The organism is Pseudomonas gingeri (assembly GCF_013385425.1).
In the GTDB taxonomy this organism is placed as follows: Bacteria; Pseudomonadota; Gammaproteobacteria; order Pseudomonadales; family Pseudomonadaceae; genus Aquipseudomonas; species Aquipseudomonas gingeri_D.
On the sequence record NZ_JACAQA010000022.1, the window covers coordinates 82,460 to 95,446 of the forward strand.

Annotated in this window: 12 protein-coding genes; 4 read left to right on the forward strand and 8 right to left on the reverse strand. The window is 63.6% G+C overall.

Translation table 11 applies throughout. The features are described from left to right. Positions 1 to 35 precede the first annotated feature (35 nt). The gene (locus HX830_RS24155; protein WP_177103052.1) at positions 36 to 1,070 is read left to right on the forward strand and encodes a Fic family protein; all 1,035 of its coding nucleotides are present in this window, start codon (positions 36 to 38) and stop codon (positions 1,068 to 1,070) included. Positions 1,071 to 1,137: 67 nt separating this feature from the next. On the opposite strand, the gene ppnP is transcribed toward HX830_RS24155, so the two are convergent. The 7 genes from ppnP to HX830_RS24190 form a co-directional block, all read right to left on the reverse strand. Further along, positions 1,138 to 1,419, reverse strand: coding sequence for a pyrimidine/purine nucleoside phosphorylase (gene ppnP, locus HX830_RS24160; RefSeq protein ID WP_100940553.1), 282 nt, complete (start codon positions 1,417 to 1,419; stop codon positions 1,138 to 1,140). Between the two features lie 85 nt (positions 1,420 to 1,504). Further along, positions 1,505 to 2,047: an exonuclease domain-containing protein gene (locus HX830_RS24165; protein WP_103499702.1), complete on the reverse strand. Its 543-nt coding sequence runs from the start codon at positions 2,045 to 2,047 to the stop codon at positions 1,505 to 1,507. A 69-nt stretch (positions 2,048 to 2,116) separates the two neighbouring features. Further along, entirely contained in the window at positions 2,117 to 4,069 is a 1,953-nt protein-coding gene (locus HX830_RS24170; protein ID WP_177103054.1) for an acetyl/propionyl/methylcrotonyl-CoA carboxylase subunit alpha, read from the reverse strand. Between the two features lie 135 nt (positions 4,070 to 4,204). Beyond that, positions 4,205 to 4,996 (reverse strand): enoyl-CoA hydratase/isomerase family protein, encoded by a 792-nt coding sequence (locus tag HX830_RS24175; protein WP_177103056.1) that lies wholly within the window; start codon positions 4,994 to 4,996, stop codon positions 4,205 to 4,207. Next, complete coding sequence (atuD, locus tag HX830_RS24180) at positions 4,993 to 6,150, reverse strand: citronellyl-CoA dehydrogenase (protein ID WP_103499695.1); 1,158 nt, start codon at positions 6,148 to 6,150, stop codon at positions 4,993 to 4,995. Before atuD ends, HX830_RS24175 begins: the two co-directional genes overlap by 4 nt. A gap of 24 nt (positions 6,151 to 6,174) precedes the next feature. Next, positions 6,175 to 7,791, reverse strand: coding sequence for a geranyl-CoA carboxylase subunit beta (gene atuC, locus HX830_RS24185; protein ID WP_152736987.1), 1,617 nt, complete (start codon positions 7,789 to 7,791; stop codon positions 6,175 to 6,177). Between the two features lie 55 nt (positions 7,792 to 7,846). Further along, positions 7,847 to 9,631: an acyclic terpene utilization AtuA family protein gene (locus tag HX830_RS24190; RefSeq protein WP_177103058.1), complete on the reverse strand. Its 1,785-nt coding sequence runs from the start codon at positions 9,629 to 9,631 to the stop codon at positions 7,847 to 7,849. 178 nt (positions 9,632 to 9,809) lie between these two features. On the opposite strand from HX830_RS24190, the gene HX830_RS24195 reads away from it, so the two are divergent. Continuing rightward, positions 9,810 to 10,433, forward strand: coding sequence for a TetR/AcrR family transcriptional regulator (locus HX830_RS24195; protein ID WP_103499698.1), 624 nt, complete (start codon positions 9,810 to 9,812; stop codon positions 10,431 to 10,433). A 107-nt stretch (positions 10,434 to 10,540) separates the two neighbouring features. Beyond that, entirely contained in the window at positions 10,541 to 11,341 is an 801-nt protein-coding gene (locus HX830_RS24200) for a substrate-binding periplasmic protein (RefSeq protein ID WP_177103116.1), read from the forward strand. A gap of 7 nt (positions 11,342 to 11,348) precedes the next feature. On the opposite strand, the gene HX830_RS24205 is transcribed toward HX830_RS24200, so the two are convergent. Further along, a complete protein-coding gene (locus HX830_RS24205) occupies positions 11,349 to 11,897 on the reverse strand; it encodes an RNA polymerase factor sigma-70 (RefSeq protein WP_103499700.1) in 549 nt (182 codons plus the stop codon). 298 nt (positions 11,898 to 12,195) lie between these two features. On the opposite strand from HX830_RS24205, the gene HX830_RS24210 reads away from it, so the two are divergent. After that, the gene (locus tag HX830_RS24210; RefSeq protein ID WP_177103060.1) at positions 12,196 to 12,954 is read left to right on the forward strand and encodes a thioesterase II family protein; all 759 of its coding nucleotides are present in this window, start codon (positions 12,196 to 12,198) and stop codon (positions 12,952 to 12,954) included. Positions 12,955 to 12,987 lie beyond the last annotated feature (33 nt).

Below are 12,987 nucleotides of genomic sequence, written 5' to 3' on the forward strand. Positions count from 1 at the left end.
TATGACGACCTTCGCCAGCCATCCCGGATGAGGATATGTCCCGCTATCAGCCGCCTTTGACCTTGACGCCCCGCATGTTTTCGCTGGTTGCCGGTATCAGTGAGCAACTGGGGCAGTTGTCGGCGGTGCGCAACGAACCGCTCACGCCACAACTGCGTCGCGGGAATCGTATCCGGACGATCCAGGCGTCGCTGGCCATCGAGAACAACACCTTGAGCCTGGAGCAGGTCACGGCGGTACTCGATGGCAAGCAGGTATTGGGGCTGCCGCGGGAAATCCAGGAAGTGCGCAATGCCTTTGCAGCTTATGAGGCGATGCCGGATTGGCGACCCGAGAGCCGGGGCGACCTTCTAAAGGCCCATGGCTTGCTGATGCAGGGGCTCATCGATGATGCCGGTCGCTTGCGCCAGGCTGGGGTCGGCATCTACCGAGGTGACCGGTTGTTGCATATGGCGCCTCCGGCCAGCCGTGTGCCGCAACTGGTGGATGACCTGCTGCTCTGGCTCAAGGATTCGGATCTGCATCCGCTGATTGCCAGTTGTGTATTCCACTATGAATTCGAATTCATCCACCCCTTTGCCGATGGCAACGGACGCATGGGACGTCTCTGGCAGACGCTGATGCTGAGCCAGTGGCGCCCGATACTGGCGTATTTGCCGGTGGAGACGGTCATTCGTGAGCAACAGGATGCCTATTACGCGGCCTTGGCGGCCGCCGACCAGCGGGCCGAGGCCACCCCTTTCGTCGAGTTTATGCTCCAGGCCCTGGCGTTGGCCCTCACCGAAGCGGCGCAAAGCGATTACTTGACCGACCAAGTAACCGACCAAGTAACCGACCAAGTAACCGACCAAGTAGCGCGTCTGCTGGCGGTGCTCGGCGATACGCCTGAACTCAGTTCCAGCGAGCTTATGTCGCGTCTTGAGCTGAACCATCGCGCGAGCTTTCGCAGCACTTATCTGGGACCGGCGCTGGTGTCCGGGTGTGTGGAGATGACGGACCCGGACTCACCGCGCAGTCCTGCGCAGAAGTATCGGTTGACCGAGAAGGGGCGGGCCAGGGTTCGCCCTTGACCACCTGGCATCGGGACAATGCCAGACGGGATGTTCTCAAGGGCTGGGGACAGTCAGCGTTGCTGACTCAGCGGTATTCGCACAGATAAGCGGTGTCCACGGCGACTTTCAGCTGGAACTTGCTGTTGGCCGGTACGTTGAACTGGCTGCCGGTTTCGAAGGTTTCCCAGGTGCTGCTGTCGGGCAGCTTGACGGTCAGGGAACCGGAGATCACGTGCATGATCTCGCGCTGGGCGGTGCCGAATTCGTATTCGCCCGCGGCCATCACGCCGATGGTGGCGGCGCCTTCGGCTTGTGCGAAGGCAATCGACTTGACGGTGCCGTCGAAGTACTCGTTGACTTTAAACATGGGCGATTCCTCGAAATGAGCTGAAAAATTGGGCCGATCAGTATGCCCAAGGCGTTTTGCCTCGTCACGCGTTGAAGAGGGGTATTCAGTTCGGCAGGCTCAACGGCAGCAGGCGCGCGGTATTGCGTGCATCCTCCAGTGCCCGGTGCTGCTGGCCATTGAATTGCAGTCCGGCCAGTTGCAAGGCGCCGTTCAGGCCCAGCGGCCGCTCCAGGCGCCTTGCCTTGGCGAAGCGCTGCTTGAGGTTGATATGCGGCACCTGGCCCAGGGCACTCGACAGCCCGAGCTGTCGCCAGTCCTGTTCCAGCTGCCGGCGGTCGTAGTCGCCCCAACTGGCCCAGCCTTCCAAGCGCGTCTGGTGCTGGCCCAGCCAGCGCTCGAACAGCGGCCAGACCTCGCCCAGTGGCGCCGCACCGTCGATCTGCGCCTGGCTGATATGGGTCAGCTCGCGGCAGAAGAGGGTCAGCAGGGGACGGCGCAGGGGCCTGACAAAACGCTGGAAGTGGTCCAGCTCGCGGCCTTCACGGTTGACCAGGGTGGCGCCGATTTCGATGATTTCCATCTCGGCCAGCGGCCAGCCCCCATCGTCCGTCGTGGCTTCCAGATCAATCACCAGCCAGTGGGGCATCTCAAGCTCCGAATACAGCATCCTAGTCGGACTCAAGCGTAGCCAAAGGCGCTTGATCCGCCTAGCGGCTTATTCGACTTCCAGCAGGATCTGGCGGTTTTTTACCTGATCGCCCTGGATAACCCGCACTCGCCGCACCACACCCTCCACTCCGGCCTTGAGTGGATGCTCCATTTTCATGGCCTCCAGCACCAGCAGCAACTGGCCTTTGCTGACCGGGCTGCCTTCGCTGACCAGTACCTGGACGATGGCGCCGTCCATCGGTGCTTGCAGTGTGCCCGAGCCGATAGCGCCCGGTGCTTGCACGGGGGCGTGGGTACGATCGCACAGGTGCAGGCTGCCGGGGCCGGTGCAAAGCCAGAGCTGGTCGCCGTCAAGGCGGTAGGCGTAGCGCCGGAGCACACCGTCGATCTGCACCCGTACCCAGCGTGCATCGCGCTCCAGTATCCGTAGTTCGACACGTTCATCGGCTCGTTGAACCCGCAGTGCCGCGCCGGGACGATCGGTGAGCAACAGATCGAAGTGGCTGTCTTCCAGCGCCAGTCGACAGGGGCGCGGGACACTGGCGGTGTTGCTCCAGCCCGACAGCCTGGGCGCATGCCGGTCAGCCGCCTGCCGATAGAACAGCGCGGCGGCCAGGGCCAGCTCCACCGTCGAGGGGAGATAACTTGGGTGTTCACTGAAATGTTCGTCGATAAAGGCGGTACTGAATCGGCCTTCGACAAAGCGCGGATGTTTCAGCAACCGCACCAGCAGACGCTGATTGCTGGCAATCCCCAGCAGCACGCAATCCTCGACCGTCCGCAACAATTTGCGCCGGGCTTCTTCGCGGGTTGCGCCGTGGGCGATCAGCTTGCCCAGCAGTGGATCATAGAACGGGCTGATGGCGTCGCCCTCGACCAGGCCGTGATCGATCCGTACGCCCGCCATCGGTGCCGGTTCCCAGCCGAGGATCCGTCCGGTTTGCGGGAGGAAGTCCCGGGTCGGATCCTCCGCATACAGGCGCACTTCAATGGCATGGCCCTTGAACTCGACCTGTTCCTGGCGCAGCGGCAGCGGCAGGCCGGCGGCGACATTGATCTGCCAGGCCACAAGGTCCAGGCCGGTGATCATTTCGCTGACCGGGTGTTCGACCTGCAAGCGGGTGTTCATTTCCAGGAAATAGAACCGGCCGCTGGCATCCAGCAGGAATTCCACGGTGCCGGCACCGACATAGTTCACCGCGCGGCCGGCCTTCAGCGCCGCCTCGCCCATGGCCTGGCGCAGTTCGGCGGTCATCACCGGGCAGGGCGCCTCCTCGATGACCTTCTGGTGACGGCGCTGGATCGAGCAGTCCCGTTCGCCGAGATGGATCAGCTGGCCATGCTGGTCGCCGAACAGCTGGATTTCCACATGGCGCGGTTCGACCAGCGCCTGTTCCAGGATCAGTTCGTCGCTGCCGAAGGCGTTCAGGGCTTCCGAGCGGGCGGAGTGGAGCTGTTGCGCCAACTCCTCGGTCCGTTGCACCAGGCGCATGCCGCGTCCGCCGCCGCCGGCGCTGGCCTTGATCATCAACGGATAACCGAGGCGTTCGGCTTCGCGGGCGAGGGTCGCGTCATCCTGTTCCGCACCCTGGTAGCCGGCGATGCACGGCACGCCGGCGGCGAGCATGGCGATTTTCGACAGGCGCTTGCTGCCCATCAGGGCGATGGCGGTGGGGCTGGGGCCGATAAAAGTCAGGCCGGCGTCCAGGCAGGCCTGGGCGAAGGCGGCGTTTTCCGAGAGCAGGCCGTAGCCGGGGTGGAGTGCATCGGCACCGGTCTTGCGGGCGGCGTCGAGCAGGGCGGCGCTGTTCAGGTAGGACTGGGTGACCGGGGGTGGGCCGATGCAGACTGCTTCGTCGGCCAGTTGCACATGGCGGGCCTGGGTGTCGGCTTCGCTGAACACGGCAACGGTGCGATAGCCCAGGGCCTGGGCGCCGAGGATGATCCGACAGGCGATTTCACCGCGATTGGCGATCAGGATTTTATGGAAGGCGGGCATGGGGGGCATCCTCGGGTGAATGGGTTGTCAGTGAGGCCGTCTTCGCGGGCAAGCCCTGCTCCTACAAATTTGTGTCGTACTCTCGTTTTGTGTTCGACTCGGATCTGTAGGAGCAGGGCTTGCCCGCGAAGCTTTTCAGGGCTGCCAACGCGGTGCCCGTTTCTGCACAAAGGCCAATGTCCCCTCGGCCCCTTCCTCTCCGGTCACCGCCTGTGCAAACCACTCGGCCGCCCGATCCAGCAAAGGCCCCAACGGCTGCTCATCGAGCAACAACGCCTTGGTCAGCGCATTCGCCCCCGGCGCGCAGCGCAGCACCTGGACGATCACTGTCTCCAGGCGTGTGTCCAGGGCCTGCTCGTCCGCCTCGACAAAATGCACCAGCCCCAAACGTCCGGCCTCATTCCCATCGAGCCGTGCCGCAGTCAGTGCCAATCGCCGTGCCTGGGTCAAACCGATCCGCCTTACCACGAACGGCGCAATCTGCGCCGGTAATACCCCCAGGCTGGTTTCCGGCAAGCCCAAGCTGGCGCTGCTCTGGGCGATGGCGATATCGCTGACACAAGCCAATCCCAAACCGCCACCCAGCACCGCCCCTTGCAGCACGGCGATCACCACCTGCGGGGCGCTCTGGGTTTCCTCCAGCAAGGCACCGAATGCCCGGTTCAACTCACGGCAGGCCTCCACACCCGCATCCCGCGCCCGGGCCATATCCTGAAGATCGCCACCGGCACAGAAATGCCCGCCGGCGCCGCGCAACACCAGCACGCGAACGCTGTGATCAAGGCACACGGCGGCGAGGGTCGCGCGCAGCTCGTCGACCATCTGCCGGTTCATCGCGTTACGGCTGTCCGGACGAGCAAGGGTGATCCGCAGCACGCCGCCTTCCAAAGCCAGGCGCAAGGTCCGGCACACCGGCAGGGCAATCACCGCTTTTTCCCCGGCAAGCTGCCCATCAACTTGCAGATGATCCCCAGCATGATCTCGTCGGCACCGCCGCCAATCGACACCAGGCGCATATCGCGATAGGCCCGGGCCACCGGGTTGTCCCACATAAAGCCCATGCCGCCCCAATATTGCAGGCAACTGTCGCTGACCTCGCGACCCAGGCGCCCGGCCTTGAGCTTGGCCATGGAGGCCAACCGGGTCACGTCCTGCCCGTTGATGTACTGCTCGGTGGCCTGGTAGACCAGCGCCCGCAGGGCTTCGATCTCGGTCGACAGCTCCGCCAGGCGGAAGTGAATGACCTGGTTGTCGATCAGCGGTGCGCCGAAGGTCTGGCGCTCCTTGCAGTAGGCCAGGGTGCTGTCGACGCAATACTCCAGTCCCTTGATCATATTGGCCGCGCCGAACAGCCGTTCCTCCTGGAACTGCAACATCTGCATCATGAAACCCGCGCCTTCCTGGCCGATGCGGTTGCGCTGGGGCACCCGCACATTGTCGAAAAACACCTGGGCGGTTTCCGAACTGCGCATGCCGAGTTTGTCCAGGTGCGGGCTCAGGCTGATCCCGGGGCTGTCCATCGGCACCATGATCAACGACTTGTTCAGATGCGGCTTGTCGTCCGAGGTATTGGCCAGCAGGCACATGAAGTCGGCGCAGGGCGAATTGGTGATCCACATCTTGCTGCCGTCGATCACATAGTCGTCGCCGTCCTTGCGCGCGCGGGTCTTGAGCCCGGCGACATCGGAGCCGGCACCGACCTCGGACACGCCGATGCAACCCACCTGTTCGCCACGGATCGCCGGAATAAGGAACTGCTCGCGCAGTTCATCGGAACCGAAGCGCGCCAGGGCCGGGGTGCACATATCGGTCTGCACGCCGATGGACATGGGAATCCCGCCGCAATGAATGGTGCCGAACTCCTCGGCGGCGACGATGGAATAGCTGTAGTCCAGGCCCAGGCCGCCGAAGGCTTGCGGCTTGGAGATACCGAGCAGGCCCAGCTCGCCGGCCTTGCGGAAAATCTCATGAATGGGAAAGCGTCCGGCTTTCTCCCACTCGTCGACATGGGGGTTGATATCGCGTTCGACGAACTGGCGCACGGTGCGCCGCAGGGCTTCATGTTCCTGGGTGAAGATCATTTCCTTGTGCTCCGTGATCGTTGATCAGAACCGCGCCACGCCAAAGCTATTGGGTTGTAGCTGACGAACCTCGGCTTCGTGGCAGATATCCAGCAAATAACCCAGCAGCGTGCGACTGTCCCGAGGGTCTATCAGACCGTCGTCCCACAGGTTGGCCGTGCCGTAGAGCGCGGTGGACTGGCTGTCGAGCTTTTGCGCGGTCATCTGCTCCAGCCCGTCGAGCATCTTGGTGTCGGGCACCAGGCCGTCCTTGAGCTGCCGCGCCTCGGTGACGATGCGCAGCACCTTGCCGGCCTGGGCGCCGCCCATCACCGCCGTACGGCTGCCGGGCCAGGCGAAGATAAAACGCGGGTCCAGGCCGCGGCCGCACATGGCGTAGTTGCCGGCGCCATAGGAGCCGCCGACCACCAGGGTCAGTTTCGGCACCCGGGCATTGGCCACCGCCTGGATCATCTTCGCCCCGTGCTTGATCACCCCCTGTTGCTCGGCCTCGGTGCCGACCATGAAGCCGGTGGTGTTATGCAGGAACACCAAGGGCGTGCGGCTCTGGTCGCAGAGCTGGATAAACTGCGCCGCCTTGCTCGCGCCCTTGGGCGTGATCGGGCCGTTATTGCCGATCAGGCCGCAGGGCCGGCCCTGGATCTGCAGATGGCCGCAGATTGTCTGGGTGTCGAACTCGGCCTTGAATTCGAGGAAGTTCGAGCCGTCGGCCAGGCGGGCGACGATCTCGCGCACGTCATAGGGTTTTTTCGGGTCGTCGGGGATCAGTCCGAGCAGCTCGTCGATGGGGTAGAGCGGTTCGGTCCAGGTCCTGGCGGCTGTGATCGGCAGTCGGTCGTTCCAGGGCAGTTGGGCGATGATTTCCCGGGCGATACGCACGCCGTCGGCATCGTTTTGCGCCAGGTATTCCGCGGTGCCGGCCACCTGGGCATGCATCTGCGCGCCGCCGAGTTCCTCGTCGGTCGCCACTTCACCGGTGGCCGCCTTGAGCAATGGGGGACCTGCGAGAAACAAGCGGGCCTTGCCACGGACCACCACCACGTAATCCGAGAGCCCCGGTTGATAGGCGCCGCCCGCCGTCGCCGAGCCGTGGACCACGGTGATCTGTGGCAGGCCCATTGCCGACATCCGCGCTTGATTGGCGAAACTGCGCGCGCCTTCGACGAAAATCTCCGCCGCGTAGTTGAGGTTGGCCCCGCCGCTTTCGGCCAGGGTGATCACCGGCAGTTTGTTTTCCAGGGCAATCTGTTGCAGGCGCAGGGTCTTTTTCAGGCCGCTGGGGGAAATGGTCCCGCCCTTGATCGCGCTGTTGTTGACTACCACCAGCACGCGCACGCCGCAGACATGGCCGATACCGGCAATCAGGCCGCCACCGGCGAGGCTGCCATCCTTGTCGTCGTGCAACTTGTAGCCGGCGAGGCTGGCCAGTTCGAGAAACGGCGCGCCGGGGTCGAGCAGCAGGTTCAGGCGTTCCCGGGGCAGCAACTGACCCCGGCCGGTGAATTTCTCCCGCGCGCTTTCGGCCTTGTCCAGCAGGTTCTGTTCCAGTTGGCGGATCTGCCCGAGGCCGGCGAGCATGGCCTGGCGATGACGGGCGAAATCCTCGCCATGGTCATCGAGCCGGGATTCGATCACGGGCATGGGATTCTCCTGGGTGCTTGATCGAACGGGGATGCACAGGTCACGGTGACAGTCCTCAAGCCAGTTGATCGGCAATCTGTCGTGGCACGGGAATCTGGATTTCCAGCAGTTGCTGGGCGAAGGCCTTGCCCTGGGGGTCGATGCGCAAGCTGGCGATACCGCCGCCGCCCAGGGCGTTTTCCAGCAGAAAATTCAGGCTGTGGCTGCCGGGCAGGTACCAGCGTTCGACACGGCCATGGATGGGGTCGAGGACATGGCCCATCCAGTCCACCACCACCGCCGGGGTCAAGGCCTCGGCGATCCACGGCAGATAGTCGGGGTGCCGCGCCATGACCCCGATATTGCTGTGATTGCCCTTGTCGCCGGAGCGCGCCACCGCCAGTTTCACCAGGGGCACATTGGCTTCGGCACGGCCCTGTGGCCTGGGCGGTTGCAGGTCTTCGGCAATGGATTGCATGGCGCTCGAGGCGGGCAGGGCGACGGCATGCGCCTGGCCGTCGAGATGCACGCTCAATGTGCAGGCCTCTTTATCGATCAGGAAGGAAAACAGGCGGATCAGCGGGGAGACCGTGGGCCGTCCGCCGAGGATCCCGGTCAGCCCCGGGGCCATGCCGGTGGCGGCCTGGGCGATCTCCCGGGAAAACAGCAGCAGCGCCTGGCGCTCGGGATGACGCACCGCCAGCTTGATCACCACCTCGCGGCTGTCCTGGCGGCGGCCATGGGGTCCGTAGGTGGCTTCGCTGCCGAGCAGCTCGCTGCTGACTTCGCTGTAGGGCGGCCAGCCCCGGGCGCCGAGCATTTCACTGGTCTTGTCGAGGATCGCCTGGCTGACCCGGCGGGCCTTGGCCACGGCGTCAATCCCGGCCATCAGGCAGCTGGCGGTACAGCGGAATCCATCAGGATAGGTGGCGCAGACCTTGTATTGCGCGGTCGGTGGCAAACCCCTGGCGCCGCTGACGCTGACGCGATTGGCGGCCTGCTGCACAAGCCGGACCCGGGTGAAATCGCAAATGACATCCGGCAGCAGATAGGCCCTGGGATCGCCGATTTCGTAGAGCAGTTGCTCGCCCACGGTCAGCGACGTCACCAGGCCGCCGGAACCTTCAGGCTTGCTGACAACGAAGTGGCTGTCGGCGCTGACCTCGACGATGGGAAAACCGATGTGTTCGTAGTCCGGCACCTCGCGCCAATCGGTGAAGTTGCCGCCGGTACACTGCGCGCCGCACTCGATGATATGCCCGGCGAGGGCGGCCTGGGCCAGCTTGTCGTAGTCCTGCCAGGACCAGCCGAATTCATGCACCAGGGCGGCACTGACCAGCGCGCTGTCGACCACCCGCCCGGTGATCACCACATCCGCGCCCAGGCTTAGTGCTTGGGCGATGCCCGGCGCGCCAAGGTAGGCGTTGGTCGACACACAGTGTGCGGGCAGCGCCGTGCCATTGAACATTTCCTGGATGCCGCTCGCGGCCAGTTGCCCAAGCTGCGGTTGCAGGTCGTCGCCCAGCAGCACGGCAATCTTCAACGGTACTCCGGCGGTGTTGCAGGCTGCTTGCAGGGCCGCGGCGCAGGCCTGTGGATTGACCCCGCCGGCATTGCTGATCACGCGGATTTCCTGGCGGGCGATCTCGCCGAGCAAGGGCCGCAGGACCTCGACGAAGTCCGTCGCATAACCGGCGCCGGGGTCTTTCATCCGCGCCCCGGCCATGATCGACATCGTCACTTCCGCCAGATAGTCGAACACCAGGTAGTCCAGGCGCCCGCCTTCGACCAGTTGCGCCGCCGCGCTGCTGGTATCGCCCCAGAACGCACTGGCGCAACCGACACGAACCCTTGCCTTCATCAGAGCCGCCTCCGAAAATCCCTGGACGAGACTACCAAGCAAGCGCTTGGTTTGTAAATCCCACCGGTCCGTTCACCCCAAGCGCTTGCTTGGCTGTCCTTGTAGGCTTAAATTGCGCGCAACCTCCCTCCTGCGGTGGGCCGAGGGTGGGACGCCGTAGAGTCATGAGGAAAATGCCGTGAACGAGCAACAAGCCCAGCGTGTCATGCGCGAACTGGTCAGCGCCGGACAACTGACCGACCCGGACAGCGCCCGCGGCAAATTGCTGCAGACCGCGGCCCACCTGTTTCGCAGCCAGGGCTTCGACCGCACCACGGTGCGCGACCTGGCCAGTGCCATCGGCATCCAGTCCGGCAGCCTGTTCCATCACTTCAAAAGCAAGGACGAAATCCTGCGCGCGGTGATGGAGGAGACTATCGTTTACAACACGGCCCTGATGCGCGCGTCGCTGGCCGAAGCCGGCAGCCTGCGTGAACGGGTGCTGGCGCTGATCCGTTGTGAACTGCAATCGATCATGGGTGGCACCGGTGAAGCCATGGCGGTGCTGGTCTATGAATGGCGCTCGTTGTCCGAGCAGGGGCAGGCCAAGGTCCTGGCCTTGCGCGATCTCTACGAGCAGATCTGGCTCCAGGTGCTGGGCGAAGCCCGCGATGCCGGCTATATCAAGGGCGACGTGTTCATCACCCGGCGCTTCCTGACCGGCGCCTTGTCCTGGACCACCACCTGGTTTCGACCCCAGGGCAGCCTGACGCTGGACCAACTGGCCGAAGAGGCTTTGATGTTGATTCTCAAAGACTCGTGATGTTGCTGCGCAAGTCATTAATTAGCGGGCGGAAAGTTGTCTAAGTTGGGAAAACCGCCTAGTTTGATGCCACGATTTTTTTCCTGAGGTGTGTGCCTTTGAACGTCCTGTCCGTGCGCACGGTTTCCCGGATCCTGTTGTTGGCGCTCTCGGCGTTGGTGGTCTTGCCAGTTTCGGCGGCCCAACTGATTCGGATTGGCGCCGCGCATTTCCCGCCCTACACCATCCGACCCGAGCAGGGCGCCGATACCGGCTTGTTGCCGCAGTTGGCCGAGGCCTTGAACAAGTTGCAGAGCGATTACCAGTTCACCCTGGTGCCGACCTCGATTCCGCGTCGTTTCGGTGATCTGCAGCAGGGGCGGACCGATATGGCGATCTTCGAGAATCCGGCCTGGGGCTGGAAGGATATTCCGCATACAGCGGTCGACATGGGGCTGGAGGATGCCGAGGTGTTTGTCGCCCAGCGTGAGCCGGGTCGCGGCGAAAGCTACTTTGCCGACCTCAAGGGCAAGCGCCTGGCCCTGTTCAGCGGGTATCACTACGAGTTTGCCAGCTTCAACGCCGACCCCAAGTTCCTCGCCGACACCTACAACGCCACCCTGACGTACTCCCATGACGCCAATCTGCTGATGGTGCTGCGCGGGCGGGCCGATATCGCCCTGGTGACCCGCTCCTACCTGTCCGACTACCTGATCCGCAACCCGGATGTGGCCAAGGAGCTGCTGATCTCCGAGCGGATCGACCAGGTCTACCATCACTACGCGATCCTGCGTCCGCAAGCGCCCATCAGTGGCGAGGCGTTCGGCAAGCTGTTGCAGCGCCTGCATGACAGTGGCGAGTTATTGAAAATCTTCCAGCCTTATCGCATCACGGTGATGCCGGCCGCCGCTGCGGTGGCGGGCCAGTAGTCCCTGCTTAACGTCCTGCCAGGCTGTTGCCGCGGGTTCCCGAGACCTTGCGGCAATGCACCAGCGCATCGCGAATCATAAAGTTCACCAGGGTCGGTGAAACCCCCAACTCCTTGGCGATGTCCTTCTGCGGCACGCCGTGCAGCCGGTACATCTCGAACGCATAGCGGGTGCGCTGCGGCAACTCGCCGAGGGCATCGGCGATATTTTCCAGTGTGCGGAAATTGATGTGCGAGTTTTCCGGCGACGCACCCTGGACCACCACATTCAAGCCTTCCTCTTCCGGCCCCGAATACCTCAACTCCAGCGCCTGCTTGCGGTAGTGGTCGATGGCCAGGTTGCGCACGATCTGGAACAGGTAGCTCAACTGGGCCTTGAACGAGGAGGTGATCTGCGGCGCCGACTGCAGGCGGAAAAACGCGTCCTGCACCACGTCCTCGGCGCGAGAGCGGCAGCCGGTGATGCGCGCGGCAATCTTGACCAGGATCAGACGGTTGTCGACAAAGGCCTGCAGTAGCGGTGAGTCGCACTTGCTTGTGGGTACATGTTCCATCATGGAAATCACCTTGTAGCGAGTAGGTAGCGGGGCAGTGCCGTGAGAGGTGCCCGGCGTGGCGGACATAAAAGTAGGATGAATGATAATGATTGTCAAATGAGAAAAATAACTAATCATATTGTGTGCCGCTTGATACCTGCCTGTTCATTGTGCTCTGCCACCGGCCTTGCAGAGGGCGGCCGGGACTAATTATTCCCTCGGGCCATCCGTTCTCATGGAGAACAGGCCGGGCACCCGCACGGCCCAGGATCGGTATCTTCGAGGAGGGCGACATGGTTTTCATCAAGGGTGGCTGGGCATGAACACCTCCCCCGGGCTGCGACTGTTCTGCCTTCCTTACTCTGGTGCCAGCGCCACGTTCTACCACCGCTGGCGGCGCAAGCTGCCGCAGTGGCTGCAGGTCTCGCCGCTGGAGTTGCCGGGGCGAGGCATGCGCATGAACCAGCCGCTGCAAAGCGATATCAGAACCCTGGCCGGGCAGTTGGCCGAGGAGATCGCCGTTGATCTCGACCAGCCCTATGCCGTGTTCGGCCACAGCCTTGGCGGCCTGCTGGCGTTCGAGTTGCTGCACGTCCTGCACGAGCGTGGCTTGCCGCTGCCGTTGGCGCTGTTCGTTTCGGCGACCGCCGGGCCGGTGCGGCGCGATGTCAGCCAGTACGCCGTGGCGAAAACCGATGAACAACTGCTCGAGCGGCTGCGCGAACTCAAGGGCACGGCCGAGGAAACCCTGGCCAACCGCGACCTGATGCAGCTGATGCTGCCGATCCTGCGTGCCGACTTCCTGCTCTGCGGCAGTTTCAGCTACGGCCAGCGCGCGCCGCTGCCGCTGCCGATCCATGTGTTCGGCGGCAAGCAGGACAGTATCCGCGCCGATGAGCTGCTCGACTGGCAGGAAGAAACCGGCACCGGTTTCTCCCTGGATATGTTCGACGGCCATCACTTCTACCTGATCGATCAGGAAGCCGCGCTGCTGCGTTGCCTGCGGCGTTATGCCGACGAGCATCTGGCTCGCTGGCGTAACGGCTCGCGGCGTCAGTTGGCCTGGGCGACGGGCTGACCCGGGGCTTTGCGCCTCACCTTTATTTTTCAC

Bases quoted from the DNA above. Each gene is read 5' to 3' on its own strand.
- HX830_RS24155 (WP_177103052.1), top strand. From the start codon at position 36: ATGTCCCGCTATCAGCCGCCTTTGACCTTGACGCCCCGCATGTTTTCG.
- ppnP (WP_100940553.1), bottom strand. From the start codon at position 1,419: ATGTTTAAAGTCAACGAGTACTTCGACGGCACCGTCAAGTCGATTGCC.
- HX830_RS24165 (WP_103499702.1), bottom strand. From the start codon at position 2,047: ATGCCCCACTGGCTGGTGATTGATCTGGAAGCCACGACGGACGATGGG.
- HX830_RS24170 (WP_177103054.1), bottom strand. From the start codon at position 4,069: ATGCCCGCCTTCCATAAAATCCTGATCGCCAATCGCGGTGAAATCGCC.
- atuD (WP_103499695.1), bottom strand. From the start codon at position 6,150: ATGATCTTCACCCAGGAACATGAAGCCCTGCGGCGCACCGTGCGCCAG.
- atuC (WP_152736987.1), bottom strand. From the start codon at position 7,791: ATGCCCGTGATCGAATCCCGGCTCGATGACCATGGCGAGGATTTCGCC.
- HX830_RS24190 (WP_177103058.1), bottom strand. From the start codon at position 9,631: ATGAAGGCAAGGGTTCGTGTCGGTTGCGCCAGTGCGTTCTGGGGCGAT.
- HX830_RS24205 (WP_103499700.1), bottom strand. From the start codon at position 11,897: ATGATGGAACATGTACCCACAAGCAAGTGCGACTCACCGCTACTGCAG.
- HX830_RS24210 (WP_177103060.1), top strand. From the start codon at position 12,196: ATGAACACCTCCCCCGGGCTGCGACTGTTCTGCCTTCCTTACTCTGGT.